Genomic DNA, 26996 nt, shown 5'->3' with positions numbered 1-26996 from the left:
GATTTTCGGAGTTTATGATGAGCGCCACGCAGGATTATCACGTCGCCGATATCGCGCTTGCTGATTTCGGTCGCAAGGAAATCGATATCGCCGAAACAGAAATGCCGGGCCTGATGGCCGCGCGTGCGGAATTCGGTGAAAGCCAGCCCCTGAAAGGTGCGCGCATTTCCGGATCGCTCCACATGACGATCCAGACGGCCGTTCTGATCGAGACCCTGAAGGTGCTCGGCGCCGATGTCCGCTGGGCATCCTGCAACATCTTCTCGACCCAGGATCACGCTGCGGCTGCCATTGCTGCCAGCGGAACGCCGGTCTATGCGGTCAAGGGGGAAACGCTCGCCGAATACTGGACCTATACGGACCAGATCTTTCAGTGGCGTGATGGCGGCCTGTCCAACATGATCCTCGATGATGGCGGCGATGCCACCATGTATATCCTGACCGGTGCACGCGCCGAGGCCGGTGAAGACGTGCTGTCGAACCCGCATTCGGAAGAAGAGGAAGTGCTGTTCGCCCAGATCAAGAAGCGCATGGCGGCGACGCCGGGCTTCTTCACCAAGCAGCGCGAAGCGCTTTATGGCGTCACGGAAGAAACCACCACAGGTGTGAACCGTCTCTACCAGCTCGCCCGTGCCGGCCAGCTGCCCTTCCCGGCCATCAACGTCAATGATTCGGTCACCAAGTCGAAATTCGACAATAAGTATGGCTGCAAGGAATCGCTGGTTGACGGTATTCGCCGTGCCACCGACGTCATGCTTGCCGGCAAGGTTGCCGTGGTCTGCGGTTATGGCGATGTCGGCAAGGGCTCGGCTGCCTCGCTGTCGGGTGCCGGCGCCCGCGTCAAGGTCACCGAAGCGGATCCGATCTGCGCGCTGCAGGCAGCCATGGATGGTTATGAAGTTGTTGTTCTGGAAGACGTTCTGTCCTCGGCCGACCTGTTCATCACCACCACCGGCAATATGGACATCATCCGCCTCGAGCATATGCGCGAGATGAAGGACATGGCCATTGTCGGCAATATCGGCCACTTCGACAACGAGATCCAGGTGGCTTCGTTGCGCAATTACAAGTGGACCAATATCAAGCCGCAGGTCGATATGATTTCCTTCCCCAATGGCAAGCGGCTGATCCTGCTGTCAGAGGGGCGGCTTCTGAACCTCGGAAACGCCACGGGGCATCCCTCCTTCGTCATGTCGGCGTCCTTTACCAATCAGGTTCTGGCGCAAATGGAAATATTCCTGCATCGCGACAAATATCCGAAGGGCGTTCACATTCTGCCCAAGCATCTCGATGAGAAGGTTGCACGCCTGCATCTCGACAAGCTCGGTGCCAAGCTGACGGTGCTGTCGCCGGAGCAGGCTGCCTATATTGGTGTGACGCCGGAAGGCCCGTTCAAGCCCGATCATTACCGCTATTAAGCATTCGGTAAGCATAATCTTCTAATCTGGCCGCGCCTTCAAATGACAGGCGCGGCTTTGTTTATTTGCGGCGGACTCTTTTTTCGGATTCGCCAAGCGTTTATGTTTTTTAAGGTGCGATTCGCCTGATTTTTAGGCCCGGTTTTCGCTTAAACGCCGTCATTTCGGGGTTTCGGACCGTGTTCGTTTCATCAGATCAAGCGGGAGATGGCGGCAGATCCGTATCTTCCGAAAGGGCGGAATGGTGTGACGCGGCAGAAGCACCTTACCGTCAAAGACAAAAAAGCGGCGGGTTTCAGGGCTACATGTCCTGTTGCCGACAGATGAGGAGCTTTACGCATGGCAAGCCGGATCTTACGCAGCGCCTTCATGACCGCGCTGGTTTCCGGCACAGCCCTGGCTGCCTCGTCGGCTTTCGCCGCCCAGGATTTCGACCCGGTGCTGCAGAGCGGATTTACGACCGGCGAAGTCATGACGCTTTCGGCCGTGTTCGGCGTTCTGGCGTCGACATTGATTTCGACCCTGTGGTTTGTCCGCCTGCGTGGACGGGCGGAAGCTGAAAATCGCGTGATCCGCGATGCGCTCGAGCAGACCCATGAGCGGCTATTGAGCCTGAAGGCGCTCAATGCCGAGAAGAACCGGCGGATCATTCTCTGGGAAGATCCGAAGGCAGCGCCGGAATTTCTTGGCACTTTGCCGGAAGAGGCCGGTGCACCGGAAGAAGACAGTGATTTCCTCTCCTTTGACGACTGGCTTGCACCCGGCAGCGTGCGCCAGCTCGTGCCCGCCATCGCCGCGCTGCGCGAAAAGGCCAAGGCCTTCGATATGCTGGCGGAGACGAAGAAGGGCTATGTGCTTGAAGTGCTTGGCCGCACCACTGGTGGCAGGGCCCATGTTCGCTTTGGTGCGCTGGAATCCGTGCGCGCCGAACTTGCCGAACTCCGGCTCGATCACAAGCGGCTGCAGGTGCGGCTGAAGCGTTTCGAGACACTTCTGAACGCCACCGACATGCCCGTCTGGCTGCGCGATGGCGAAGGGCGCCTCGCCTGGGTCAACGAAGCCTACAAGCGCGCGGTCGATCCATCGGAGGGCGCGCCGGAGCGGCCGCTGCTTGGCACAGCCGCCCAGGCCCGGCTTGATGGCGAAATTCGTTCCGGCAAGCGGTTTGAAGGCCATGAGCCGATCGTGATTGGCGGCAACCGTTCCCATTTCGCCATTCTCGAAGTCCCGACGGGTGACGGCTCTGCCGGATTGGCGCGCGATATATCTGACCGTGAACGGCTTGAAAATGCGCTTGAGCTGACGCTGGAAAATCATGCCGATACGCTCAACCACCTCAATACGGCGGTGGCCATCTTCGACGCGGACCGGCGGCTGCGCTTTTACAATCAGGCCTTCGAGAAGCTCTGGCGGCTCGACATGGGCTTCATGGAATCGCGTCCCGACAATGGCGAATTCTTCGAGCGGCTGCGTGCCGATGGCAAGCTGCCCGAGCCGCATAACTGGAAGGACTGGAAGGAAAAGGCGCTTTCGGTCTACCGCTCCATCGGCCCCTATAGCGATCTCTGGTATCTGCCCACTGGCGAGACATTGTCAGTCTTCGCCTCGGCGCATCCCCGCGGCGGAACGACCTGGGTCTTCGAAAATCATACCGAGCAGATTGCGCTCAAGACCCGCTACAACACGCTGGTGAAGGTGCAGGGCGAAACCATTGACCACCTTTCTGAAGGTGTTGCGGTGTTCGGGCCGGACGGACGTCTGTCGCTTTCCAATCCGGCTTTCCGCGCGCTCTGGGGCATCAGCGAGAAAGATGCTGCGCCCGATACCCATATCCGTCAGCTGGTGTCGCTCTGCGAGACAAGCTATGACGGTCCCGGCGGCTGGCGGCTGTTCGCCCGCATGATCACCAGTTTCGACGATGAACGCCTGTCGCAACAGGGCCGTCTCGATCTGAAATCAGGGCTGGTGCTGGATTATGCGGTGACGCCGCTGCCGAACGCGCAGACCATGCTGACTTTCGTCAACAAGACGGATTCCATTCAGGTCGAACGAGCGCTGACGGAAAAGAACGATGCGCTGCGCAAGGCCGAAGAGCTGAAGAACACCTTCCTCGAGCATGTCAGCCACGAGCTGCGCACGCCGCTGACGTCGATCATGGGCTTTGCCGAACTGCTGAAATCGCCGCAGATCGGGCCGTTGAACAGCCGTCAGGGCAATTATGTCGATCACATCGCCAATTCCTCGGCCGTGCTGATGACCATCGTCAACGACATGATCGACCTGAAATCGGCCGATGCCGGTATTCTGACGCTGGATCTCGACGAGATGTCGCTCGATGATCTGATCGATTCGGTTGCCGACGACATTTCCGTGCGGCTGCAGGAGGCGGAGGTGACGCTGGAAATTACCGCGCCGCCGGAGCTTGGCACCATCACCGCCGATTTCCAGCGGCTGAAGCAGATCCTGCTGAAGATTGTCGGCAATGCCATCAAATATGCGCCGGAAGGGTCAGTGATCGCCTTGTCCTGCTGGCGCGAAAACGGCGATTTTGTCTTCACCGTCACCGATAGCGGTCCGGGGATCGAAAAGGATGCGCTGAAGACGGTATTCTCACGCTTTTCCGCTGGCGAAAGCGAGGCGCGCATTGCCGCCGGAGCGGGGCTTGGCCTGGCGATCGTACAAAGCTTTGTCGGCCTGCATAAGGGCAAGGTCTTCATCGACAGCGAACCCGGCGCCGGCACGACGGTCACCTGCCGTATTCCAGATGCCGGCGAGGGCCATGGCGGCGCCCATGTCGTTGCGGCCGAATGAGCGGGCAAGCGGTCAGCTGCTCGGTCTTTCTGGCCGATGAAGCGGCGACGATCGCCTTCGGCACGCGGCTTGCCGCCCGTCTGGAAACCGGCGACTGCCTCTTGCTTGATGGCGATCTCGGCATGGGGAAATCAACGCTGGCCCGAGCACTGATCCGCGCGCGCGCAGATGATCAGGCGCTTGAGGTTCCAAGCCCGACCTTCACCCTTGTTCAGGCCTATGAGACGGTGCCGCCGATCTTTCATTTCGATCTCTACCGTCTCGGCGATCCGTCGGAACTTGTCGAGCTTGGCCTGGACGAGGCGCTTGGCGAGGGCATCAGCCTGATTGAATGGCCTGAGCGTGGGGCTGAAGAGCTGCCGCGTGACGCCATCACGATCGCTTTTGCAGAGGAAGCGGCAGGCCGCAGGCTGGTGCTGACCGCATCTCAGCAGGTGATGAAGCGTCTGTCTCCGGCATTGTCCGGCTAGAGCGCCGTGCATCCATTCGGATGCACAAAGGACGCTCTAACTTATTGAATCTACGCATCGTTCTTTTCGAAAATCGATTCCGATTTTCGAGCCGATGCGCTAGGGCGCCGTGCGTCCTTTTGGACGCAGCAGGACGCTCTATCTCGCTGAATGGCGTTCGCGCCCGATGTGCCGGGGATGTCATGGAAGACTGCGACCGCCGGATTGCCGCTAAAGTTGGCTCAGAAGCGCCTGCATGTCGCGCTCCAGCGACCTGTCGGCACAGGATTGCATCAGCGCGATGGTCTCCTTCAGGTCGGCACGGGCGATATCGCGCCATTCGGGGGCAGGCCCGCCCTCCCGCTTGCGCCGCAGCCAGCCAAGCCGGATCTTGAGGAAGCGCGCCTTGCCGGCCGCCGGCTTGAGGTCGAGCGCGCGCGCGGTCTCATAAAGCGTATCGATTTCGCGCACCACCTCATCTTCGCAGACGGGCGGCGTGGCCCGGACGTCGCAGGCCAGGCGGTTGTTCCAGTGTTCCAGCCAGCTTGACAGCAGCGTCAGCAGGTTGAGCATGAGCTGGACCTGATTGCCATGGGAAATGCGGCTGTCATTGTAGAGCGCGCGGGCGATCGACGCATATTGCCAGGCCTCCTCGCTCTGTCCCTGCATCAGGGCGAAACGCGCACGGTCTATCAGCAGCGCCGCCTGGTCGGGCCCGCCGAAGCGGGCAAGTCTGGCCATGTTCGCCTCGAGCATGCCGCCGATCCTGTGGGCAAGGGCCTGTTTTGCGCCATGGTCATCACCGGATCGGGGCGAAAGGCCGGCGCTGGAAGACATCATGATCTCCAGCGCGATCCGCGCGGGCCGTCCCTCCAGAACGCTGGCCCGGCCCGAACCGGAATTGCGCGCCAGCGCCATGTCCCATGCATGGATCAGGTCGAGTTCAGCCATTGCGCGGTGGAAATCGCCCGTCAGGAAAATCAGATGTGCCAGGCGCAATCTCAGCCGCTGCAGCGCACTGATCCGCCCGGTCTCGGCTGTCACGGCCCCGGCCTGTCCGGGCGGCTTTCCGGTGAGCGGTATGAGATCGTGGAAATGTTCGTGCATGAACCGCTCCAGCCCCCGCAATGTGCGCTCATGTCCCTGCCGGCCGTGCGCGTCGGGACCGGTCGCTGCAAGCGGATGGCCGAGCGCGATGGCCATGTCGATTGTTGCGCAGAAGATCCGGGTGATCTTCTGCAGAACAGTCTCATCGCTGATTGTCTCGACATTGGCGGCAGATTTCAGTTCATCGCATCGTTCATAGGCCCAATGCACGATTTCCGGCACCTGTGCCTGAAGCGCCGACAGTGCGATTGTTTCAAGCAGACGAAAGATCTCGGCATCGGTGAAGATGCTTCGGATCCAGGCCGGCAGGCAGCCTGGCAGGGCCCCGGGGCCGCAGGCATCCGGCTGAACCAGATGGCGCTGGCCGGGCTCAAGAAAGATCAGGAGGTAGAGGCGGAGCCGCATCAGATCCTGGGAAAAGTTCACGGAAAGACGGTGATCGCGATCGATGATGTCGCACAGGATGGTCTTGACGGCAAAGCGCATGGCGACGGCGGGGCTGTGCTCCGTTCCGCGCAGGAAAACCACATCGCGGGCATGGTGCAAAAGCGGCATGGCCGCGATATCGGCGCGGTTGCACGCCTGATCTTCGAGCGCCTGCGGGTCGAGACTGGCGAGAAGCGTTTCATAGGACTGGATATCAAGGAGCATGTCGCGCAAGCGCGGTGTCGCGGCACTTGCCAGGTTGCGACAGCGCCAGTCCTGGGCCCGGTCAAAGCATAAAAGGGCGATCTGGCGCGTGGCGTCGCGCAGGATGGCGCAATAGGGGGACGCCCAGTCGGCCTCATCGGGGTCGCCCAGCACGCGCATCAACAGCTGGCGAAGCGCCTCGAAGATCTCAAGGTAGCTTTCGCCTTCGGCAGGGCGATCGCTGCCGGCGGCAGCGGCCATGATCCGGCGTCTCAGCAGGAAACTGTTGGACAGCGCCTCCAGGGTGGTCAGTGCCGCAATCATGTCTGCGGTTTTGCACTTCTCGGTCTGGTTCCACTGCTCGAGCAGGCCGGACAGCGTGTCAAGGCGCAGACCGTCGTCGCAGGCCATGATCAGTGCGACGGGGCGGAAAAGACCAAGCTGATCAAGCCGCTCGATGAAAATCCGGGCAATTGGACCGGTGGCAATGCCGCGCGTCGGCTGCTGTTCGTGCACTCTGAGGGCGGCGACCATATTGATTGCCCGTTCCTCCCAGGCCGGGTCACCGCGGCAGATTTCCAGCATTGCCGCCAGGAGGATGAGCTGATCTCCGGGGACGCAGCAATCGCCGAAACGTTCGGCCGCATCAAACAGCGTTTCGCCATAGACGGCTGGATAGGCCAGTGCCGGCAGATAACGCCGGACATCGCGCAGACGCGGGTCATCGAGCCTGTAGGTCCTGAACCGCGGCAAAAGCCGGTTCGCTCTAACCGTTGGCGTTTCGGTCGTTGTCAGCAGGATGCGGCTGTCGCTGTGACTGTCGTGCAGAAGGCGGATCAGCGATGTCTTGGACAGATCGCGCAATTGCGCGCGCGGGGTGCTCCAGCTCAGATCGTCCCAGTTCGTCAGAATGAAAAGCGCCGGATTTCGCGCATGCAGGCTGGCGATGCGTCCAGGCAGGTCCTTCATTCCCTGTCCGTCGCTATCGCGACCAAACTCCTGTTGCAAAGCCTTGAAGCGCGCCAGATGGTCTGTGTTCGATTGCTGCCGGCTGCGTTCATCAAGAGACGACAGGAATGACAGCACGAGCAGCATGAGGTCGCTGCCGGAATGGTCCTGGACACTGACGGAGAAGACAGGAAGGAGCCTGGCTGCAGCGCTGTCATCCGGCTTCAGGTGAAATCCTATTGTCGGCTGGTCCGGGCTCTGCAGCCGGCGCAGCAGCGCGATGACGCAACCGGACTTGCCGGCATTTCGCTGGCCCGAAAGCAATGCCACACGCTCGCGGGCATGGGCAAACTGATCGAGCACGCGTTCGGCAAGTTCGTTCAGCTTATCCGGGACGCGGACCTGTGCAAGATGGCCGCCCGGGCCGAGATAGTCGGCCAGCTTTGCCGGTATGTAGTGGCGGGCCGGGCCGCGCCGGGCCGTCGCTGAACTGCTCGCGCTTCCGGATGGGCGGCGCGGCGGGCAATAGGGCAGATTTCCGAGCCAGACGGAGCGGATGACATGAAATATCTCCCCGGCCGTCGTGCAACGCTCGGCGATGATCCTGTCATAGAGCGCAGAGGCATCGTCAAAGACGGCTGCTGTGCCGGCCGGCCGGTCCTGATGGCGGAGAATGGCGGTGCGCGCCGCACAGGCGAAATGGCAGAAGACCAGCCGATCCCAGGCCGGATTGTAGTGCGGTGTGTTGCGATTATTCTCCGATGCGAGTTCGGCGATGGCATAGCGAAGCCGCTTTCTGCTGTCGGAATCCGTAATGCCGGCAGCCTTCAATGTCTCGGCGGTGAAGCAGCTGAGTTCCGCCACCTTTGCAAGGTCGGCGATCTTGATGATCCGGTCACCAAGGAAGCGATAAATCAGATGGGTCGTGAGGATCATGACTCGAACGCCAGCATAGCCGCTGTCGCTGTCTCCGACCCAGACCGGATTTGGACGTCTGGTGGCTGCCTCCCGAACATCCAGGCGCGATCTGGAAAGCCCTGGCCACAAGGCCTCAAGCTCGAAAATCGCATCGTCCAGTGAAATCCGATTATAGAAACGTTCGCTGTCCTTGATGCGTCCAGCCAACCTTGCCCCCTAAAGTCAAGCAATGAGAATCATATATGATGCTTATTTTACAATTACCGATGGAAAATTCCGTCAATTTCGTGAGTTATATTTTGTTTTGTGTCGATGAATGAACAATTCAATAAAAACATACAAACACGGCATTGTTGTGAACGGAAAATATGCAATTACTCTGAAAAAATGAACCGTCTATTCTTTATGGTTTGTCGCAGGGCAGCGTGAGGTCATTGTCCCCCTCGTCGGTCGCGTGGGTCGGCAGAATTGGGGAGGATGGCATGAAAAAAGGCGGATCGGGTGACGTCTACCATTTCCGGATCCTGTGAATTTTGTGCGCATGCTTTCTGTCGGTTGACGGCTCTGAATGGGCGCGCCGGCCGTTATGGCGATTGTCCGCTTGCCCGGGCAGAGCCGGCTTTTTGCCGTCTGTGAGGCTTTGGCGGGCGGGTAGAGAGACCGGGCCCGCGACAGTAGAAACGCCAGTGATGTTCGTTTCCACCTGCGATCGACATTGAACAACGGGTCACGTTTCGATCATCGGAGACGAAGGAATGGTCACATCATATGCAATTATCGGGGCGGGCATTGCCGGCCTGGCGGTGGCGCGCAAACTCAGCCAGTCTGCTGATGCGCGGGTAACGGTCATTGAAAAGTCCGACCTCGTGGGCGGGCGCATCCTGTCGCGGGTTCTCGACAACGGCGCCGGGATTGCCGAGCTCGGGGCCGGGCGCTTTGATCCGCTCGCCCATGAACGGGTCAGCCGGCTGGCGCTGGCGCTCGGGCTTGAAACAATGCCCTTCGCTTTTGTTCTCTCGCCGCTGCAGCGCGGGCTGCACGAGCAGACATGGCATTTGCTGAAAGGATTTTGCGGCCAGCTCAGCGATTACTTCAGTTCGCTTGCGCCGTGTGACAGGCAGCGCATGAATCTGGAACAGGCGGCCTTGAATTCGCTCGGGCGGCGTAAGTTCGATTATCTCGTCGAAATGTGCGGTTACGATCTGCTGCGCAACAAGGATTTGAGTTTCGACGAAGGGTTCCAGCTGTTGCGCCACCATCCCGAGACGGGGGGGCTATTTGCCGATGAACGGCGCAGATGGATGTGTTTCAGACAGGGCTTTTCCGCGCTGCCGGCGGCGTTGCAGGCCGACATCGCCGGAAAGGTTGAATTCTGCCTCGAACATGAACTGACCCGGATCGAGATCCGGCCCGGCGGCGGCCATGTGCTCGGCCTGGACACGCGCTCCGGCCGGAAGAACCGGTCCTTCGATAAGGTGATTTTCGCCGTGCCGCTGGGGAATGTGCTGCGTCTGCGCGGCATTTCGCTCTCGCCAACGCTGCGCGATGGCATCAGCGCCGTGCCACTGACCAAGGCCTATTTCAGCTATGCGGACCGCTGGTGGGACGGCATGGGGCTGGAGGGGCGCTGCTTCACCAGTGCTTCGATTTTCCGCAAGGTCTATTTTCCACGGGAAGGGAAATTTCTGCTGGTCTATAGTGACGGGCGCAGCGCGCATGCCCTGCACGAGGCTTTCGTGCATGACCGGGGTGTCCATATGGCCTTTGTCGAAGCCATTCGCGATGTCCTGCCCTTTGCCCTCGGCGATGATACCATTCCCCATCCGGTCTCGGCCGAGCATCAGTTCTGGCCCGAGGGCGTTTCCTTCTGGCGTTCAGGCATAAATCTGGTCCCGGCCGGCTACTGGCCGATCGGGGATGATGCGGTGGTGTGTTCTGACCTGTTCACCAATTATCCCGGCTGGGTCGAAGGCGCGCTGGCAAGCGCTGAATGCGTTGCCGACCATCTCCTGCCGGTGTCTGAGGGAGGGGCCGCGAGAATGACGGAAGGTGTCATGATCTGACACGCCGCCGCGCTTGCCAACGCTCTCGGTTCTCACCGACGCAATCCATCGAAGGATGTGCGTCCGTAAAGGACGCACCCTGGCTCAGGCCTGTTGTTGCTTCTCAAGTGAGCGTGCGGCGAAATTGCCAGCGAGAAATTCCGCATAGGCATTGCGGATGCCATCTTGAAGGGCGATCTTCGGGCTCCAGCCCATTTCGCGGAGCCTGGAACCGCTCATCAGCTTGCGCGGTGTTCCATCCGGCTTTGACAGATCGTGAACGATATTGCCCTCAAAACCGACGATCCTGCAGACCAGCTTCGTCAGCTCCAGGATCGAGATTTCTTCCTCCGATCCGACATTGACATGATCGTGGCCGGAATAGTTTTTCAGGAGAAAGACCAGCGCATCTGCACAATCATCGGCATGCAGGAATTCGCGCAACGGCGTGCCGGTTCCCCAGACGACAACCTCGGCCGCCCCGGACACCTTGGCTTCATGGGCCTTGCGGATCAGCGCTGGCATCACATGGCTGGAACGAAGATCGTAATTGTCACCGGGGCCGTAAAGATTGGTCGGCATGGCTGAGATATAGTCACGGCCATGCTGGCGGCGATAGGCCTGGGCCAGCTTGATGCCGGCGATCTTGGCGATTGCATACCATTCATTGGTTGGCTCCAGCGGTCCGGTCAGAAGCGCGTCTTCTGCAATCGGCTGCGGTGCCAGTTTCGGATAGATGCAGGAGGAGCCGAGAAACAGGAAACGGTCGACATCATTGTGGTGCGCAGCATCAATGATATTGGCCTCGATCATCAGGTTGTCGTAGAGAAAATCGGCCGGATAGGTGTCATTGGCGAGAATGCCGCCGACCTTGGCCGCCGCCATGACAATGGCATCCGGCTTTTCAGCGGCGATGAAGGCTTCAACGTCGGACTGGCGTTTCAGGTCGACACGATCGCGGCCTGCGGTGATGACGGTGCAGTTCTCGCTGCCGAGGCGTCGCACGATCGCGGAACCGACCATGCCGCGATGACCGGCCACCCAGATTTTCTTACCCGTCAGTTCATAAGTCATGTCGATGCCTTTCTTGTGAGCGCCGTGCCGGCGATAGGGCTGTTTCAGGAAAGCCGGACCCGGATCGCAACCGAAACGGCGTCAGAAGAAGGCGCGCAGTCTCGGTGATCGTGGCCTCACCGGGAATGCCGCCGGATCAGCTTTCGATGCTGACGGGCAGATCAAGCCCATGTTCCTTCAGCAACGCGTGACGCTTCGCTGCTTTCAGATCGGCTTCGACCATCTCGCGGCACATGTCGCGCGCAGAGATGTCCGGGGTCCAGCCCAGTTTTTCCTTTGCCTTGGTAGCATCACCGAGCAGGGTCGCGACTTCGGCCGGGCGGAAATAGCGCGGATCAATCTGCATGATGACGTCGCCAACCTTCACGGCGGGCGCGTTGTCACCCGCAACTGCCGTCACGACGGCTTTCTCGTCAATATCCTTGCCGGTGAATTCGAGGCTGATGCCAAGATCGGCAGCCGCCCAGGTGATGAATTCGCGTACGCTGTATTGCTTGCCAGTCGCAATCACGAAGTCTTCCGGCTGATCCTGCTGCAGCATCAGCCACTGCATGCGCACATAATCCTTGGCATGGCCCCAGTCGCGCAGGGAATCGATATTGCCCATATAGAGGCAGGTTTCCAGACCCATGGCAATATTCGCAAGCGCCCTGGTAATCTTGCGGGTCACGAAGGTTTCGCCGCGGCGCGGGCTTTCATGGTTGAACAGGATGCCGTTGCAGGCATAAAGCCCGTAGGCCTCGCGGTAGTTCACCGTGATCCAGTAGGCGTAAAGCTTTGCAACCGCATAGGGCGAGCGCGGATGAAATGGAGTGGTTTCCCGCTGCGGCGTTTCCTGAACAAGGCCGTAAAGCTCTGACGTCGATGCCTGATAAAAGCGCGTCTTCTTTTCCAGACCCAGGAAGCGCATGGCCTCGAGCAGCCTGAGGGTTCCGACGGCATCGACATCGGCGGTATATTCGGGCGCTTCAAAGGAAACGGCCACATGCGACTGGGCGCCGAGATTGTAGATCTCGTCCGGCGCGATGTCGCCGATCAGCCGGGTCAGGCTGGAGGCGTCGGTCAGATCCCCGTAATGAAGCTTCATCGGCACGGCCGCCGCGTGGGGGTCTTCGTAAAGATGATCAATGCGTTGGGTGTTGAAAAGCGAGGCGCGGCGTTTGATGCCGTGAACCTCATAGCCCTTTTCCAGCAGCAGCTCAGTCAGATAAGAGCCATCCTGCCCCGTTACGCCGGTGATCAGTGCCTTTTTCGTCATGCTTGCTTTTCGCCATTATCTGCGTGTGGCCCGAAGATGTCCGGGGGAATGGTCGGTCGTTCCTCCATTAGCGATCGCGCCCGCCGGCTGCAAGAAAAGACTTGCCAGAGCAGCCCCAGCCTCGGCTTTGTTTCCGAATGGTTGAAAATATTTCAAATTAATGCCGAGTTGACCTTGGCGGCTTTCACCCCCACTTTGCGGACAATCAAAACTCCATTCATGAGGCACGCCCATGGCCCGCATCGAAAAATTCGGCCTCGCCTTCGACAAGGCGCTTTACGATTTCCTGAACGATCACGTTCTGCCGGGAACCAACGTTGATCCCGACGCCTATTTTGCCGGATTTTCCGAGATCGTGCATGAGCTTGCGCCGAAGAACCGCGCTTTGCTGAAGACCCGCGATGCGATGCAGGAAAAGCTTGACGCCTGGTACAGGGAAAACGGGGCGCCGGCTGATATGGGTGCCTATGAAGCCTATCTGCGCGAGATCGGCTACATTCTGCCGGAAGGGCCGGACTTTGCCGTTTCCACCGCCAATGTCGATCCGGAGATCACCACCATTGCCGGCCCGCAGCTGGTCGTGCCGATCATGAATGCGCGCTATGCGCTGAACGCTGCCAATGCGCGCTGGGGTTCGCTTTATGATGCGCTCTACGGCACGGATGCGATTGCCGAGGAGGGCGGTGCGGAAAAGGGCAAGGGTTACAATCCGGTCCGCGGCGAGAAGGTGATTGCCTGGGCCCGCAATTTTCTCGACACGTCTGTGCCGCTGGCGGGTGAAAGCTGGAGCGTCGTCCTTGGATTGACGGTTGAAGGCGGTGCCCTGATGGTTGCGACCGACAAGGGGATCACCGGCCTTGCCGATCCGTCGCAGTTTGCCGGTTACCTTGGCGAAGCCGCGGCCCCGAGCCACATTCTTCTCACGCATAACCATCTTCACATCGAAATCACGATTGACGCCGATGGCATGATCGGCCGCCAGGACCCGGCTCACATCAATGATGTCGCGCTGGAATCGGCGATTACCACGATCATGGACTGCGAGGACTCGGTGGCGGCTGTCGATGCCGAGGACAAGGTTCTGGCCTATTCCAACTGGCTCGGCCTGATGAAGGGTGATCTGTCGGAAGACGTTTCCAAGGGTGGCAAGACCTTCACCCGCCGCCTGCATCCCGATACGGAATACAAGGACGGTGATGGCAAGCCCTTCCTGCTGCGCCGCCGCTCCTTGATGCTGATCCGCAATGTCGGCCACCTGATGACCAATCCGGCGATCCTCGATCGCGACGGGCGTGAAGTCCCGGAAGGCATCATGGATGCGCTGGTGACGGCGCTGATCGCGCTTTACGACATCGGCCCCGGCGGCAAGCATTTGAACTCGCTCAACGGCTCGATGTATGTGGTCAAGCCGAAGATGCACGGGCCGGAGGAAGTGGCCTTCGCCACCGAGCTGTTCACCCGCGTCGAACGACTTGTCGGCATGGCGGAAAACACCATGAAGATGGGCATCATGGATGAGGAGCGCCGCACCACGGTCAACCTCAAGGAATGTATCCGGGCGGCAAAGGATCGCGTCGTCTTCATCAATACCGGTTTCCTCGACCGCACCGGCGACGAGATTCATACCTCGATGGAAGCCGGTCCGATGATCCGCAAGGGCGACATGAAGGCGGCTGCCTGGATTGCAGCCTATGAAAACTGGAATGTCGATATCGGGCTGGAATGCGGCCTGGCGGGCCATGCCCAGATCGGCAAGGGCATGTGGGCCATGCCGGATCTGATGGCCGGTATGCTGGAGGCCAAGATCGGTCATCCCAAGGCCGGCGCCAATACCGCCTGGGTGCCCTCGCCGACGGCGGCAACCCTGCATGCGACCCATTACCATGAGGTCGATGTCGAGAAGGTGCAGAAAAGCCTGGTCAGCCGTCAGCGTGCCTCGCTGAAGGATATTCTCTCGGTTCCGGTTGCGGTGCGGCCCAACTGGTCGCAGGAGGATATCCAGGCGGAACTCGACAATAATGCGCAGGGCATTCTCGGTTATGTCGTGCGCTGGATCGATCAGGGGGTCGGTTGCTCCAAGGTGCCGGACATTAACGATATCGGCCTGATGGAAGACCGCGCGACCCTGCGCATCTCCTCCCAGCATATGGCCAACTGGCTCTATCACGGCGTTGTCACGGAAGATCAGATCGTTCAGACGATGAAGAAGATGGCAGCGGTCGTCGACCGTCAGAATGACGGCGATCCGCTTTACCGGCCGATGGCCGGTCATTTTGACAGTTCGGTTGCGTTTCAGGCCGCGCTCGATCTGGTGCTGAAGGGCCGCGCGCAGCCCAATGGCTATACCGAGCCGGTGCTGCATGCCCGCCGGCTGGAGCGCAAGGCAAAGGACGCCGCCTGAGCGGTGTCTGCGGAATGAAATTGAAAAGCCCGGGCCTCGGCCCGGGCTTTTTCGTTTCAGTGATAGTCGGGAATGCCGGACATGGTGATGAAGCCCGGCAAGGCGCGGAAGCGGCGATACCAGCGTCTCAAGGCCGGAAATTCATCGTGATCGACGCCGAAATCCCGCGACAGGCCGAAGCTCGGGAACAAGGCGACATCGGCAAGACTGGCTGCGGTGCCGACAAACCATTCCGCACCCGCGATCTGGCGGCGGGTCATGTGATCGTCCATGATGCGCAGCGCTTCGCGTGCCGCCTGGCGCAGATCATCCGACGGCCCGCCAGTGGGCGAGAACAAAGCTTCAAAACGCGCGTCGATGGCGGCTTTCAGCGTGGTGACGGCAAATTCCAGCCAGCCGGCGATTTCAGGGGCCTCGGCGTCGGGTCGCCAGGGGCCGCCATCCGCTGTCCGGGCGGCCAGTTTGGCGAGATGGACGAGCGGGCCGATCGTGCCCGGATAGGCCTTGCCGTCATCGGTGAGCACCGGCAGGACGGCGGCGGGCGAAAGGACGCGCATTTCTGCAGAGCGGTGGGCATCGCCGGGTACGGAATCAATTGCCACCGTCTCATAGGGGATCCCGGCAAGTGCCATGAAGAGGCGCAGGCGATAGCAGTTTTCGTCCAGCGCGTGATCATAGAGAATGAGATGGCTCATTGGACGGCCTCCAGGCCAGGCGCTGTTTCGGCGGCAAGCCGCAGGCGTTCGGCAAAGCGGGCGGCCGCGATGCGTGATGCGGTGCCGGCCGCTGCGGCGATGACGATATGCAGTGCGGTGATCTTGCCATCGAAGGGCTGAACCGCGACGACGAGCGGCGCTGCGTCAATGGTCGCACGCCAGAGCGTTCCGTCCGGCTCTCCCGATGCGGTTTCGTCGGCGTCTTTCAGGCAGGCGAGCAGTCTCTCAGGCGTTGCATCGACATAGAGCGAACGCACCGGCACGATCGGGCCGGAAAGCTCCGGAAGCTTTGCCGGGTCGCCATCATCCTCTGCCGTGGTCCAGATGATGCCGGCATGGTCTGCGACGCTATAGCGCGGCACGCGGATGGTTTTCGGCACCTCAAGTTCCGGATGGGCGGGAATGTAGCGGCACTGGCCGTCGCTGGCATATTCCCAGCCATGATAGAGGCAGGCAATGTGATTGCCGCGCACGAAGCCGAGCGACAGGCGCACGCCGCGGTGGGGACAGCGGTCCTCCCAGGCATGGGCCTTGCCTTCATTGTCGCGCCAGATGGCGATTTCCCTGCCCCGGATGCGGGTACCGGCGGAGCTGCCGTTTTCGAGCGTTTCCGAGAGCGCTACCGGATACCAGGTTGCTGCCATGATGAATTGATGCCTTTCGGGATAGGTTTCGGCGGGGTGGATTGCGGCCGGGTCAGGCCGGGCATGTGGTGATATCGAAAATCATGCAATCATAGGGACCGAGAGACAAGGCCATTTCGAAAGCACCGATGAGAGCCTGCGGGCCACGCACCCGGATTTGGGCAGCCTGTTCATCAAGCGCCAGAATATCGATCTGGAGCGCCAGCCTGGCTGCGCGGTTCTCGGCAAGCGCGCGAAAGCTTGGCGCGCAGAGCCTGCCGGAGAAGCGGAAGGTCGTTTCGGTGGTCTGATCCGTCAAATCGGCAGCCTTTCGTTGATTGGCGCTATCGGAGGACGCGGATCTGCGAATGTCAAGCCACTGGACTCGGGCGTGAAAACTTCTCAAGATTGTCCGGGTAAACGAGAGACGGGGCGAATAAATGGTGGAACAGGCAGCGCTTGATCAATGGTATGTGGTCTCGGCCGAGCGTGATCTTGGCGAAGGCGAGACTGAGACCATCCTGCTGGGATCGGCGCTCTTTCTGACGCGGCGCGGCGATGTGATTACCGTCCGCCGGTTCGAAGATGGTGCGGCCCTGCCGGTGATCCGCCGCTATGGCTTTGTCTGGACCACGCCGGGCGAACCGGCCCGCGATCTTTTCGACCTGCCGGAAATTGCCGAGCCTGACCGCCGGGCGATCACCTGCGGCGCGGTGACCGTGCGCGCCTCGGGCCTCCGGATCGTCGAGAATTTTCTCGATCTTGCCCATTTTCCCTTCGTCCATACCGATATTCTCGGCGCCGAGCCGCATACCGAGGTGAAGAGCTACAAGGTCGAGATCCGCCGCGATGTCGATGAAGTCTGGGCGACGGACTGTACCTTCAAGCAGCCGCGCGCGGCCCTTTCGGCCGAGGGTGCCGTCGATGTCGACTATACCTATCGCGTCATGGCCCCGTTCAACACGCTGCTTTACAAGACCTGTCCCGGTGCCGCCAACCGTTTCGATGTGATCGCGCTTTTCGTGCAGCCGATGGCGCCGGATCTCTGCCGTGCTCATCCGGGGCTCTACATGATTGACGATCAGGCGAGCGATGCGGCGATGATCCAGTTTCAGCAGGAGATTTTCCTGCAGGACCGGATCATTCTCGAAAACCAGCGTCCGGTGCTGCTGCCGATGGAGCCACGGGCGGAAATCCCCACACGCGCCGATGCGACGTCAATCGCCTATCGCCGCTGGCTGAAGGAAAAGGGCATCACCTACGGCACCACACTTGTGGCCTGAGGCTGCCGCAGCGCTTCGTTGGCGCGGGGGGCTTGCGACCCGGCCCGGCCGGTCCCAAATCAGGCGCTGGAGCTGATCAAGGAGATTGCCAGACATGCTGATAGAAGCCGCGCGCCGGGCCGGTGCCGATCTGATTGATCCGAAACTGCGCGGCATTTTGTGGAAGGTGCTCGGCCTGTCGCTGATCTGCCTGATCGCGCTCTGGTTTGCCGTCCGTGCGCTGTTCATGTGGCTGGCCTTCCCGTTTCTGGCGCATCTCTTTCCGACCATGCCGGACTGGGCGGGATGGATCTCCTTCGTGCTGCTTTTTCTTGCCGGTGTCGGGCTGGCGCTGACGCTCGCCATGCTGATGTCGCCGGTCTCCGCCTTTGTCGCCGGTATCTTTCTCGATGACGCGGCCGAGCATATCGAGAAGATCGACTATCCCGATGATCCGCCGGGACGCGCCATGCCGGTGTTTCAGGCGCTTGCCGCGTCGCTGAAATTTCTCGGCATCGTCATTCTCGGCAATCTCGTCGCGCTCGCCCTGTTGCTGGTGCCGGGCGTCAATCTCATCGCCTTCTTTGTTGTCAACGGCTATCTGCTTGGCCGGGAATTCTTCGAATTTGCCGCCATGCGCTTCATGGATGTGGCGGCAGCAAGGGCCTTCCGGCGCCAGCATGCCTGGCGGGTTTTCTTCGCCGGGCTGGTGATTGCCTGCTTTGTCGCGATCCCGATCGTCAATCTGGCGACGCCGCTTTTTGCGGCGGCCTTCATGATTCATGTGTTCAAACGGCTCAATTCCGCTTAAACTAGGCGGATAATCGCCTATCTTGCGACAAAAAAAGATATTAGCGCAAGATTCCTCGAATATTGACGTCTTGAATCGAATTCTTTTTGGCTGTATGTGCGATTGAGGAACGGGACAGGCGCCACTGGCGGTTCGCAGAAACACGCGGAATGGTTTCCGTCCGCCGCGCATCCGTGTCATGATTAAAACTGGAGAGAAGAATGAGCCGTATCGTCTATCTGAACGGTGAGTGGCTGCCGGAAGAAGAAGCCAAGGTTTCGATTTTCGATCGCGGCTATCTGTTTGCCGATGCCATTTACGAAGTCACCTGCGTGCTGGATGGCAAGCTTCTGGATTATGCCGGCCATTCGGCGCGGCTGAAGCGCTCCACCGCTGCCATCGACATGAAGATGCCGGTTTCCGAAGAGGAACTGCTGGCGCTGCACCGCGAAATCGTCAAGCGCAACAATATCGAGCAGGGCCTGATCTATCTTCAGGTCTCGCGCGGCAATGCCGGCGACCGTGATTTCATGTTCGACAACAAGACCACGCCGACCTTTCTGATGTTCACCCAGAAGAAGAACGTCATCGATACGCCGACCGGCAAGAAGGGTATCACCGTAGCCACGGTCGAGGATCTGCGCTGGGGCCGCTGCGACATCAAGACGACGCAGCTGCTCTATCCGAGCCTTGCCAAGATGGAAGCTCATGAAAAGGGCGCAGACGATGCCTGGTTGGTGCGCGACGGCTATATCACCGAACAGTCTTCCGCCACGGCCTATATCGTCACGGCGGATGATATCGTCGTCACCCGGCCGCTGAGCCATGCGATCCTGCCCGGCATCACCCGGGCGTCCGCTCTGGAAATTGCTGCCCGTAACGGCATCAAGGTCGAGGAACGCGCCTTCACGGTCGAAGAGGCCAAGGCCGCCAAGGAAGCCTTCTATACCTCTGCTTCCAATTTCGTCACACCGGTCACCGCCATTGACGGCCAGACCGTCGGCGACGGCAAGCCCGGTGCCCTGTCGCTGAAGCTGCGCGAACTCTATATCGAAAATCGCCGCGCTGGCGCGATCTGAGTTTTTTCCCGGATCGGGAATATGAAGGCCCGTGCAGCGATGTGCGGGCTTTTTCTGTTATTCCTCCGGCGACGCAGTGCGATTCGCCGATCCAGACTTGCCGATTGCCAAGTTGATGATAGCGCTTGACTTTTGCCGTTGATTGGCGACTTTTGCGGGCAGATTCTGTCATGTATATGCCCGGTTTATAAGCACTTTCGTGGCTTGACACTTCTTTGGGCAATTCATAACAATATTAACCATTTGGTCAAAGAGGGGTCCCAACCATGTCGAAATCCATCCTGCTGACACGTCGCTCGCTGCTGATCTCGAGCGCCGTGATGGCAACTGTTGCCGCCGGTCCGAAGCTGATGGCGGCGGACAAGCTGAAAGTTGCCGCTATCCACGCTTCGCCGGTCGAAAATGCCTGGAACTCGGTCATTCATCAGGCGCTGCTGGATGCCGCCGCCGAAGGCGTGATCGACTACCAGTTCTCCGAAAGCGTTTCGGCGACCGATTATCCCCGCGCCATGCGCGAATATGCCGAACAGGGCATGGATCTGATCATCGGCGAGGCCTATGCGGTGGAATCAGAAGCCCGCGAAGTGGCGGCTGATTATCCCGACACGGCTTTCGTGCTCGGCTCCTCGGCTGGTCCGGAAGGCGATAATTTCGGTGTCTTCGGCACCTGGAACCATGATGGCGCCTATCTCGCCGGCATGCTCGCGGGCAAGATGACCAAGACCAACAAGGTCGGCTCGGTCGGTGCCATGCCGATCCCGGAGGTCAACATGCTGATCAACGCCTTTGCTGAAGGCGTGAAGGCGGTCAATCCGGATGCGACCCATTCCGTCACCTTCATCGGCACCTTCTTCGATCCGCCGAAGGCCCGCGAAGCCGGTCTCGCCCAGATCGATGCCGGTGCGGATATCCTGTTCGGCGAGCGCATCGGCACGGCCGATGCCGCCAAGGAACGTGGCATCAAGGCTGTTGGTTCGCTGATCGACTATACGCCGCGTTATCCCGATACGGTCTTCGCCAATGCGCTGTGGGGCTTCCGCCCGATCCTGAATGCAGCGCTTGCCGATGTTGCCGCCGGCAATGCCGTCGGTCAGGATTACACCGCTTTCGGCATGCTCAAGGAAGGCGGCAGCGATATCGCTTTCGTCGAGGGTGTGGCGCCGAAGGAGGCGGAAGAAGCCATGCTGGCCAAGCGCCAGGAAATCATCGACGGCACGTTTGAAGTGCCGCGCAACATGGACGAACCGAAGTAAGGAACGTCATGACGGCCGATGCGACCGCGCTCGCCGCTGCCATCGGCAAAGGCGAATTGACGGCGCGGCAGGCGATGGAACAATCGCTTGCCGCGGCGAAAACCCAGTCTGCGCTCGGTGCGCTCTGCCTGGTCGATGAAACGGCCGGGCTGGATGCGGCGGCGCAGTTCGACAGCCTTCCGGTTGATGAGAAGCGCCGCATGCCGTTTGGCGGCGTGCCGTTGGTGGCCAAAGATCTCGGCGGCCCTTTCAGGGGGTTTCCGCTTCGCGCCGGCTCACGCGCCATGGCGCCCAATGCCGATCTGGACAGTGATCTCGCCGCCCGGTTTCGCGCGGCGGGCTTTTGCATGTTCGGCCTTGCCACCTCGCCGGAATTCGGCCTGTCGCTGGCCGCTGAACCGCTGATCGGGCCCTGCGCCCGCAACCCGCTCGATCCCGGGCTTTCGCCCGGCGGCTCCTCCGGTGGTTCGGCCGCAGCCGTTGCTGCGGGCATTGTCGCGATCGCCCATGCGACCGATGCGGGCGGATCGATCCGCGTTCCGGCCGCCGCCTGCGGTCTGGTCGGGCTCAAACCCGGTCGCGGTGCCATGCCGGCCGGGCCCGGTTATGGCAATTATCTCGGCGGCATTGCCTCCGAACTTGCCGTCTGCCGCTCGGTGCGCGATGCGGCTCTTGCCTTTGAGACGCTCAGCGGCGATGCGAAGGGACCCTTCCCGGAGGTGAAGCCGAGCAAGGCCGGAGGCATGCTGTCAATCGGCGTTCTGGCCGAGACCGGAGACCAAACGCCGACCACGCCGGAACGCGCCGCTGCGGTGCTGGATGCGGCGCGCCGTCTTGAACGCAAAGGCCACCGCCTTGTCGCGCTGGAATGGGCCAGGGTCTCGGCGTTGGCGGAAGAATGCGCCGCGCTGTTCGGCGATATTGCAGCCATCAATCTTGCCACCAATGTCCGGCGCTTCGGCCTCGACTGCACGAAACTGGAGCCGTTGACACAGGCGGTTGTCGCCCGTGGTCTGGCGATGTCCGGCACGGATGTCTGGCAGATCACCAATCGGCTCGCCTTCGTCGCGCGGGATTGCCAGGCGTTGTTTGACGGCTTCGATGTGCTGGCAACGCCGATGCTTTCCGGTCCGCCAAGGCCGGTCGGTGCCTTTCCTGCCGATCATGGCGATACGGCAGCCCATTTTGCCCGCATGGCCGCCTTCGCGCCGCTGGCGACGCTTGCCAATATGTCCGGCTTTGCCGCGCTGACGCTGCCCGTCGGTGCTGATCATGACGGCCTGCCGCTTCCCTTGCAATTGATGGCACCTTCAGGCGCGGAGCTGCCACTTCTCGGACTTGCGCAGACGCTTGAGAACGAGGACCTTTGGCACCATCCCTTCGCAATAGCAGGATTTGGACGATGACGGCGGTTCTTCAGATCAGCAATGTCAGCAAGCGCTTCGGTGATAACCTCGCCAATGATGCGATCTCGCTTTCGCTTGCCAAGGGTGAGATCGTCGCGCTTCTGGGTGAAAACGGCGCCGGCAAGACGACGCTGATGAGCATTCTCTTCGGCCATTATGTGCAGGATGAAGGCACGGTAACGGTCAAGGGCCGCGAATTGCCGCCCGGCTCGCCGCGTGCTGCCATTGCCGCCGGTATCGGCATGGTGCATCAGCATTTCTCGCTCGCCCCCAATCTCACCGTGCTGGAAAATGTCATGACCGGCACGGAACGCCTGTGGCGGCTGTCTTCCAATGTGAAGGCGGGACGGCAGAAACTCGCCGAGATCTCCGCCCGTTTCGGCCTTGCCGTTGATCCCGATGCCAGGCTGGGTGATCTTTCGGTCGGCGAGCAGCAGCGTGTCGAGATCCTCAAGGCGCTTTACAACGATGCCGAAATTCTGGTGCTGGACGAACCGACGGCGGTGCTGACCCAGCCGGAAGCGGAGAAACTGTTTTCGACGCTGAAGGATATGGCGGCAAAAGGCCTGTCGCTGATTTTCATCTCCCACAAGCTCGATGAGGTCATGGCGACGGCCGACCGGATCGTGGTCCTGCGCGGCGGCCGGCATGTCGCAGAGCGTGCCGTCGGCGATACGTCGAAGGCCGAACTTGCCGAACTGATGGTCGGCCATGCGGTCAAGCGTCCGGTGCGTGAGGCGTCAACGCCCGGGCCGGTGGTGCTGGAAGCGGCGGGGATCACGCTGCGCGAGGCCGGTGTCGACCGGCTGAAACAGGTCAGCTTCCGTCTTCATGCCGGTGAAGTGCTTGGTATTATCGGTGTTTCCGGCAATGGTCAGGCGCATCTGGCGCGGCTTCTGAGTGGGACCGCGAAGCGTGCCACGGGCGATCTGATGCTGTTTGGCGAGGCCGTCGGCGATCTCACCGTCGCCGATGCCATCCGGCTCGGCATTGGCCGCGTGCCGGAGGATCGCAATGGCGAAGGCGCGATCGGCGAAATGGCGATCTGGGAGAATGCGGTGCTGGAGCGGATCGAGGATTATCAGAGCCACGGTTTTGTCGACCGCAAGGCCGGCATCGCTTTCGCCCGCCAGATCATTGACGGTTTCGATGTGCGTGGCGGAACGCCGGCGAGCCGCACCCGGCTTTTGTCGGGCGGCAATATGCAAAAGCTTATTCTCGGCCGCAATCTGATTGAAAATCCGAAGATCCTGCTGGCCGCGCAGCCGGCGCGGGGGCTGGATGAAGGTGCCGTTGCCGCTGTTCACGAGCGCATTCTCGCCGCCAGAAAGGCCGGCACGGCCGTGCTGCTGATTTCGGAAGATCTGGATGAAGTCATGGGGCTTGCCGATCGCATTCAGGCGATTGTCGGCGGCCGGCTGTCGCCGCCCGTCATGGCAGAAGACGCCGACAAGACCAGGCTCGGCCTGATGATGGCCGGTGCCTTTGAGGAGACGAACCATGCGGTTTGAACGGCGCGAACACCGCTCGCTCATGCTGACCATTGCGACGCCGCTGATCGCTGTTGTCGTGGCGCTTGCCATTTCCGGGGTCCTGATTGCTGCGGCCGGAGCGCCGGTTTTCGAGGCCTACTGGAAAATTCTGGTCGGCGCTTTCGGCTCCAGACTGTCGATTTCCGAAACGCTGACGCGTGCCACACCGCTGATCCTGACCGGGCTTGCCGCCGCTGTCGCCTTTCGCGCGCGGCTCTGGAATATCGGTGCGGAGGGGCAGTTCTATCTTGGTGCCATTGCCGTTGCCGCCGTTGGTGCCCATCTGACCTCGGGGCTTCCCGGTCTCATGCAGATCCCGATCCTGCTCATTGCTGGTGCCATTGCCGGCATGGTGCTGCTGCTGATCCCGCTCTGGCTGCGCCTGCGCTTTTCCGTCGATGAAGTGGTGACGACGCTGCTGTTGAATTTCGTCGCCATCCTGTTTGTCTCGATGCTGATTGATGGTGTGCTGAAGGATCCGCTGGCCTTTGGCTGGCCGCAGTCGGAAGCTGTCGACAAGATCGCCCGCCTGCCGAAGCTGCTGGCGCGCTCCAGGCTGCATTTCGGTCTGGTGATTGCGGTGGTGCTGGCGATCATCGTGCATTTCGTCCAGTCGCGCACGGTTTTCGGCCTGCGCTCGCGGGCCGCCGGGCTGAACCCGAAAGGGGCGGTCTTTGCCGGTGTGCCGCTGGCGCGCACGCTGGTGGTCGTGGCGATGATTTCCGGCGGGCTTGCGGGGCTTGCCGGTGCCGTCGAGGTGCTGGGCGTCAAGGGCTATGTGACGACGGACCTGTCGCCGGGCTTCGGCTATTCCGGCATCGTCGTTGCCATGCTCGCCAACCTCAATCCGCTGGGGGTTGTCCTGGCCGCGCTCTTCACCGCCACCATGTTTGTTGGCGCGGATGGCATGAGCCGCGCACTCGGTATTCCAACTTATATTGCCGACGTCACCGTGGCGCTGTCACTGCTGTCGATGCTGGTCGCCGTCTTCTTTGCCCAATACAGGATCCGCCGATGAACGCGCTTGTCGATATTCTCGCTTCCGCCGGGCTCTGGGCAGCCGTTCTGCGCATCGCTACACCGCTGATCCTCGGCACGCTTGGGGCGTTGCTGTCGGAACGCTCCGGTGTTCTCAATCTCGGCATTGAGGGCATCATGACCTTCGGCGCCATGATCGGCTGGCTGGCGGTCTATAATGGCGCGGATCTTTGGACCGGGCTTCTGATCGCAGCGCTGGCGGGCGCCGTCTTCGGTCTTTTGCATGCCGCGCTTACCGTCACGCTTGGCCTGTCGCAGCATGTGTCCGGCCTTGGCGTGACGCTGTTTGCCTCGAGCTTTTCCTATTATCTCTTCCGTCTTCTGGTGCCGGTTTCCGGCACGCCGCCGACGATCGAGCCGTTTCAGCCGATCAATATTCCCGGATTGTCAGACCTGCCCTTCATCGGTCCGGCCTTCTTCACCCAGACCGCGCCCACTTATCTCGCGATTGTGCTGGCGCTGGTGCTGGCCTGGTTCCTGGCGCGTACGCCGGCGGGCCTTGCGATCCGCATGACGGGCGAAAACCCGCATGCGGCCGAAGCCCAGGGGCTGAACCCGATGCTGGTGCGCTATGCCGCGATCACCGCCGGCAGCGCGCTGATGGCCGTCGGCGGCGCATTTCTCACCACCTCGGCCTTCAACTCCTTCTTCCCGACCATGGTGCAGGGGCGCGGCTGGATCTGTATCGCCCTCGTCGTCTTTGCCTCATGGAAGCCGGAGCGGGCATTGTTCGGGGCGCTACTGTTTGCCTTTTTCGATGGTTTCCAGCTCAGGCTGCAAACCGTGCTCAGCGGCGTTGTGCCCTATCAGCTGTTCCTGATGATCCCCTATATCCTGTCCATTGCTGCCCTTGCCGTCATGGCGCGACGCGCCCGTGTGCCGCAGGCGCTGATGCAGCCCTACCGGCGCGGCGAACGCTGATTTTTGCCAAGGAGTTCCGCCATGTTTGATCTCATCATCAAGAATGCCAACCTGCCCGATGGCCGGAAGGGTGTGGATATTGCCATCGCCGATGGTCTTATTGGCGCGATCGAGCCGGGGATTACGGCGCAAGCGCGTCAGGTGATCGACGCGAGTGGCCGGATGGTGAGCCCGCCCTTCGTTGATCCGCATTTCCACATGGATGCGACGCTGTCTCTTGGCCTGCCGCGCATGAATGTCTCCGGCACGCTTCTAGAAGGTATTGCGCTTTGGGGCGAGCTCCGGCCGATGCTGACAAAGGAAGCGCTGATCGAACGGGCACTGGCCTATTGTGATCTTGCCGTGTCGCAGGGGCTGTTGTTCATCCGCAGCCATGTCGATACGTCCGATCCGCGCCTTGTCACCGCCGAGGCGATGCTGGAGGTGAAGGACCGGGTCAAACCCTATATCGACCTGCAATTGGTCGCCTTCCCGCAGGATGGCTATTACCGGGCGAAGGACGGGGTCAAATCGCTGGAACGGGCGCTGGATATGGGTATTGACGTGGTCGGCGGCATTCCGCATTTCGAGCGGACCATGGCCGAAGGCGCCCGCTCGGTCGAAGCGCTCTGCCGGATTGCGGCCGAACGCGGCCTGCCGGTCGATATGCATTGCGATGAAACGGATGACCCGATGTCGCGGCATATCGAAACGCTGGCGGCCGAGACGATCCGCTTCGGGTTGCAGGGCCGGGTTGCCGGTTCGCATCTGACGTCAATGCATTCGATGGACAATTACTACGTCTCCAAGCTGATCCCGCTGATGGCCGAGGCGAAGATCAACGCCATTCCCAATCCGCTGATCAATATCATGCTGCAGGGTCGCCACGATACGTTCCCGAAGCGGCGCGGGCTGACGCGGGTGCGTGAACTGATGGCGGCTGGTATCAATGTCTCCTTCGGCCATGACTGCGTGATGGACCCGTGGTATTCGATGGGTTCCGGCGACATGCTCGAGGTCGCCCATATGGCGGTGCATGTGGCGCAGATGTCCGGCGTTGAGGACAAGCAGAAGATCTATGAGGCGGTCACGGTGAATTCAGCCAAGGCCCTGGGGCTTGAGGCCTATGGCCTTGCGGTTGGTCATCCCGCCGATCTGGTGGTGCTGCAGGCTGAAGACGTGCTGGAGGCATTGCGGCTGAAACCGGCGCGGCTGTTCGTTCTGAAGCGCGGCCGGGTGATTTCGTCGACTGCGCCGAAGATTGCGACACTGGCGCTTGATGGCCGGCCGGATCGTCTTGATCCGGGCAGAAATCCGACGGCGCGATAAGATTTGGTTGAA

Annotated in this window: 19 protein-coding genes and 1 pseudogene; 14 read left to right on the top strand and 6 right to left on the bottom strand. The window is 60.8% G+C overall.

Annotated features, from left to right (window positions below):
- Positions 1-17: 17 nt before the first annotated feature.
- From ahcY to tsaE, 3 genes and pseudogenes are all read left to right on the top strand, one after another.
- A complete protein-coding gene (ahcY, locus tag HCK86_RS14085) occupies positions 18-1418 on the top strand; it encodes an adenosylhomocysteinase (protein ID WP_176085106.1) in 1401 nt (466 codons plus the stop codon).
- Between the two features lie 339 nt (positions 1419-1757).
- Complete coding sequence (locus HCK86_RS14080) at positions 1758-4229, top strand: ATP-binding protein (protein ID WP_176085105.1); 2472 nt, start codon at positions 1758-1760, stop codon at positions 4227-4229.
- A pseudogene (tsaE, locus tag HCK86_RS14075) lies at positions 4226-4693 on the top strand (tRNA (adenosine(37)-N6)-threonylcarbamoyltransferase complex ATPase subunit type 1 TsaE); the annotation flags it as partial. The gene HCK86_RS14080 and the pseudogene tsaE, both read left to right, overlap by 4 nt.
- A 216-nt stretch (positions 4694-4909) precedes the next feature.
- Here tsaE and HCK86_RS14070 read toward each other — a convergent pair.
- Positions 4910-8488 carry a hypothetical protein gene (locus tag HCK86_RS14070; RefSeq protein ID WP_176085103.1) on the bottom strand — a complete coding sequence of 1193 codons (3579 nt, stop codon included), beginning with the start codon at positions 8486-8488 and terminating at the stop codon, positions 4910-4912.
- A gap of 548 nt (positions 8489-9036) precedes the next feature.
- Here HCK86_RS14070 and HCK86_RS14065 point away from each other — a divergent pair.
- The gene (locus HCK86_RS14065) at positions 9037-10344 is read left to right on the top strand and encodes an FAD-dependent oxidoreductase (protein ID WP_176085102.1); all 1308 of its coding nucleotides are present in this window, start codon (positions 9037-9039) and stop codon (positions 10342-10344) included.
- Between the two features lie 84 nt (positions 10345-10428).
- Here the strand turns inward: HCK86_RS14065 and HCK86_RS14060 are convergent, their stop codons facing one another.
- The gene (locus tag HCK86_RS14060; protein ID WP_246739605.1) at positions 10429-11397 is read right to left on the bottom strand and encodes a GDP-L-fucose synthase; all 969 of its coding nucleotides are present in this window, start codon (positions 11395-11397) and stop codon (positions 10429-10431) included.
- Between the two features lie 136 nt (positions 11398-11533).
- Complete coding sequence (gmd, locus tag HCK86_RS14055; protein WP_176085101.1) at positions 11534-12655, bottom strand: GDP-mannose 4,6-dehydratase; 1122 nt, start codon at positions 12653-12655, stop codon at positions 11534-11536.
- 232 nt (positions 12656-12887) lie between these two features.
- Between gmd and HCK86_RS14050 the strand changes: the two genes are divergently transcribed.
- The gene (locus HCK86_RS14050) at positions 12888-15056 is read left to right on the top strand and encodes a malate synthase G (RefSeq protein WP_176085100.1); all 2169 of its coding nucleotides are present in this window, start codon (positions 12888-12890) and stop codon (positions 15054-15056) included.
- A gap of 56 nt (positions 15057-15112) precedes the next feature.
- On the opposite strand, the gene HCK86_RS14045 is transcribed toward HCK86_RS14050, so the two are convergent.
- The 3 genes from HCK86_RS14045 to HCK86_RS14035 are packed head-to-tail and all read right to left on the bottom strand — an operon-like array spanning position 15113 to position 16714.
- Positions 15113-15751: a glutathione S-transferase family protein gene (locus HCK86_RS14045; protein WP_176085099.1), complete on the bottom strand. Its 639-nt coding sequence runs from the start codon at positions 15749-15751 to the stop codon at positions 15113-15115.
- The gene (locus tag HCK86_RS14040; protein WP_176085098.1) at positions 15748-16416 is read right to left on the bottom strand and encodes a Rieske (2Fe-2S) protein; all 669 of its coding nucleotides are present in this window, start codon (positions 16414-16416) and stop codon (positions 15748-15750) included. Before HCK86_RS14040 ends, HCK86_RS14045 begins: the two co-directional genes overlap by 4 nt.
- Positions 16417-16468: 52 nt before the next feature.
- Positions 16469-16714 (bottom strand): hypothetical protein, encoded by a 246-nt coding sequence (locus tag HCK86_RS14035; protein ID WP_176084849.1) that lies wholly within the window; start codon positions 16712-16714, stop codon positions 16469-16471.
- 121 nt (positions 16715-16835) lie between these two features.
- Here HCK86_RS14035 and HCK86_RS14030 point away from each other — a divergent pair, with 121 nt between their 5' ends.
- The 9 genes from HCK86_RS14030 to HCK86_RS13990 all read left to right on the top strand — a co-directional run bounded on the left by HCK86_RS14030 (position 16836) and on the right by HCK86_RS13990 (position 26984).
- A complete protein-coding gene (locus tag HCK86_RS14030) occupies positions 16836-17678 on the top strand; it encodes an aromatic ring-hydroxylating dioxygenase subunit alpha (RefSeq protein ID WP_176085097.1) in 843 nt (280 codons plus the stop codon).
- 94 nt (positions 17679-17772) lie between these two features.
- Positions 17773-18468 carry a sulfate transporter family protein gene (locus HCK86_RS14025; protein ID WP_176085096.1) on the top strand — a complete coding sequence of 232 codons (696 nt, stop codon included), beginning with the start codon at positions 17773-17775 and terminating at the stop codon, positions 18466-18468.
- A 200-nt stretch (positions 18469-18668) separates the two neighbouring features.
- A complete protein-coding gene (locus tag HCK86_RS14020; protein ID WP_176085095.1) occupies positions 18669-19526 on the top strand; it encodes a D-amino-acid transaminase in 858 nt (285 codons plus the stop codon).
- A gap of 266 nt (positions 19527-19792) precedes the next feature.
- A complete protein-coding gene (locus tag HCK86_RS14015) occupies positions 19793-20779 on the top strand; it encodes a BMP family protein (protein ID WP_176085094.1) in 987 nt (328 codons plus the stop codon).
- Positions 20780-20787: 8 nt separating this feature from the next.
- Complete coding sequence (locus HCK86_RS14010; protein ID WP_176085093.1) at positions 20788-22185, top strand: amidase; 1398 nt, start codon at positions 20788-20790, stop codon at positions 22183-22185.
- On the top strand, positions 22182-23696 hold the full coding sequence (locus HCK86_RS14005; protein WP_176085092.1) for an ABC transporter ATP-binding protein: 1515 nt from the start codon (positions 22182-22184) through the stop codon (positions 23694-23696). Before HCK86_RS14010 ends, HCK86_RS14005 begins: the two co-directional genes overlap by 4 nt.
- Positions 23686-24735 carry an ABC transporter permease gene (locus HCK86_RS14000; RefSeq protein WP_176085091.1) on the top strand — a complete coding sequence of 350 codons (1050 nt, stop codon included), beginning with the start codon at positions 23686-23688 and terminating at the stop codon, positions 24733-24735. The genes HCK86_RS14005 and HCK86_RS14000 overlap by 11 nt, the downstream gene beginning before the upstream one ends.
- The gene (locus HCK86_RS13995; RefSeq protein WP_141148077.1) at positions 24732-25676 is read left to right on the top strand and encodes an ABC transporter permease; all 945 of its coding nucleotides are present in this window, start codon (positions 24732-24734) and stop codon (positions 25674-25676) included. The genes HCK86_RS14000 and HCK86_RS13995 overlap by 4 nt, the downstream gene beginning before the upstream one ends.
- 21 nt (positions 25677-25697) lie before the next feature.
- Complete coding sequence (locus HCK86_RS13990) at positions 25698-26984, top strand: amidohydrolase family protein (RefSeq protein ID WP_176085090.1); 1287 nt, start codon at positions 25698-25700, stop codon at positions 26982-26984.
- Positions 26985-26996 lie beyond the last annotated feature (12 nt).

The organism is Martelella sp. HB161492 (assembly GCF_013184775.1).
Lineage (GTDB): Bacteria > Pseudomonadota > Alphaproteobacteria > Rhizobiales > Rhizobiaceae > Martelella.
Note: the sequence above shows the minus strand (reverse complement) of the source record. Positions and strands in the feature narration are given on the sequence as shown.

Bases quoted from the DNA above. Each gene is read 5' to 3' on its own strand.
- HCK86_RS14020 (WP_176085095.1), top strand. From the start codon at position 18,669: ATGAGCCGTATCGTCTATCTGAACGGTGAGTGGCTGCCGGAAGAAGAA.
- HCK86_RS14045 (WP_176085099.1), bottom strand. From the start codon at position 15,751: ATGAGCCATCTCATTCTCTATGATCACGCGCTGGACGAAAACTGCTAT.
- HCK86_RS14030 (WP_176085097.1), top strand. From the start codon at position 16,836: ATGGTGGAACAGGCAGCGCTTGATCAATGGTATGTGGTCTCGGCCGAG.
- HCK86_RS14060 (WP_246739605.1), bottom strand. From the start codon at position 11,397: ATGACTTATGAACTGACGGGTAAGAAAATCTGGGTGGCCGGTCATCGC.
- HCK86_RS14000 (WP_176085091.1), top strand. From the start codon at position 23,686: ATGCGGTTTGAACGGCGCGAACACCGCTCGCTCATGCTGACCATTGCG.
- HCK86_RS14015 (WP_176085094.1), top strand. From the start codon at position 19,793: ATGTCGAAATCCATCCTGCTGACACGTCGCTCGCTGCTGATCTCGAGC.
- HCK86_RS14040 (WP_176085098.1), bottom strand. From the start codon at position 16,416: ATGGCAGCAACCTGGTATCCGGTAGCGCTCTCGGAAACGCTCGAAAAC.
- HCK86_RS14080 (WP_176085105.1), top strand. From the start codon at position 1,758: ATGGCAAGCCGGATCTTACGCAGCGCCTTCATGACCGCGCTGGTTTCC.
- HCK86_RS14050 (WP_176085100.1), top strand. From the start codon at position 12,888: ATGGCCCGCATCGAAAAATTCGGCCTCGCCTTCGACAAGGCGCTTTAC.
- HCK86_RS13995 (WP_141148077.1), top strand. From the start codon at position 24,732: ATGAACGCGCTTGTCGATATTCTCGCTTCCGCCGGGCTCTGGGCAGCC.
- HCK86_RS13990 (WP_176085090.1), top strand. From the start codon at position 25,698: ATGTTTGATCTCATCATCAAGAATGCCAACCTGCCCGATGGCCGGAAG.
- gmd (WP_176085101.1), bottom strand. From the start codon at position 12,655: ATGACGAAAAAGGCACTGATCACCGGCGTAACGGGGCAGGATGGCTCT.
- HCK86_RS14025 (WP_176085096.1), top strand. From the start codon at position 17,773: ATGCTGATAGAAGCCGCGCGCCGGGCCGGTGCCGATCTGATTGATCCG.
- HCK86_RS14005 (WP_176085092.1), top strand. From the start codon at position 22,182: ATGACGGCGGTTCTTCAGATCAGCAATGTCAGCAAGCGCTTCGGTGAT.
- HCK86_RS14065 (WP_176085102.1), top strand. From the start codon at position 9,037: ATGGTCACATCATATGCAATTATCGGGGCGGGCATTGCCGGCCTGGCG.
- HCK86_RS14010 (WP_176085093.1), top strand. From the start codon at position 20,788: ATGACGGCCGATGCGACCGCGCTCGCCGCTGCCATCGGCAAAGGCGAA.
- ahcY (WP_176085106.1), top strand. From the start codon at position 18: ATGAGCGCCACGCAGGATTATCACGTCGCCGATATCGCGCTTGCTGAT.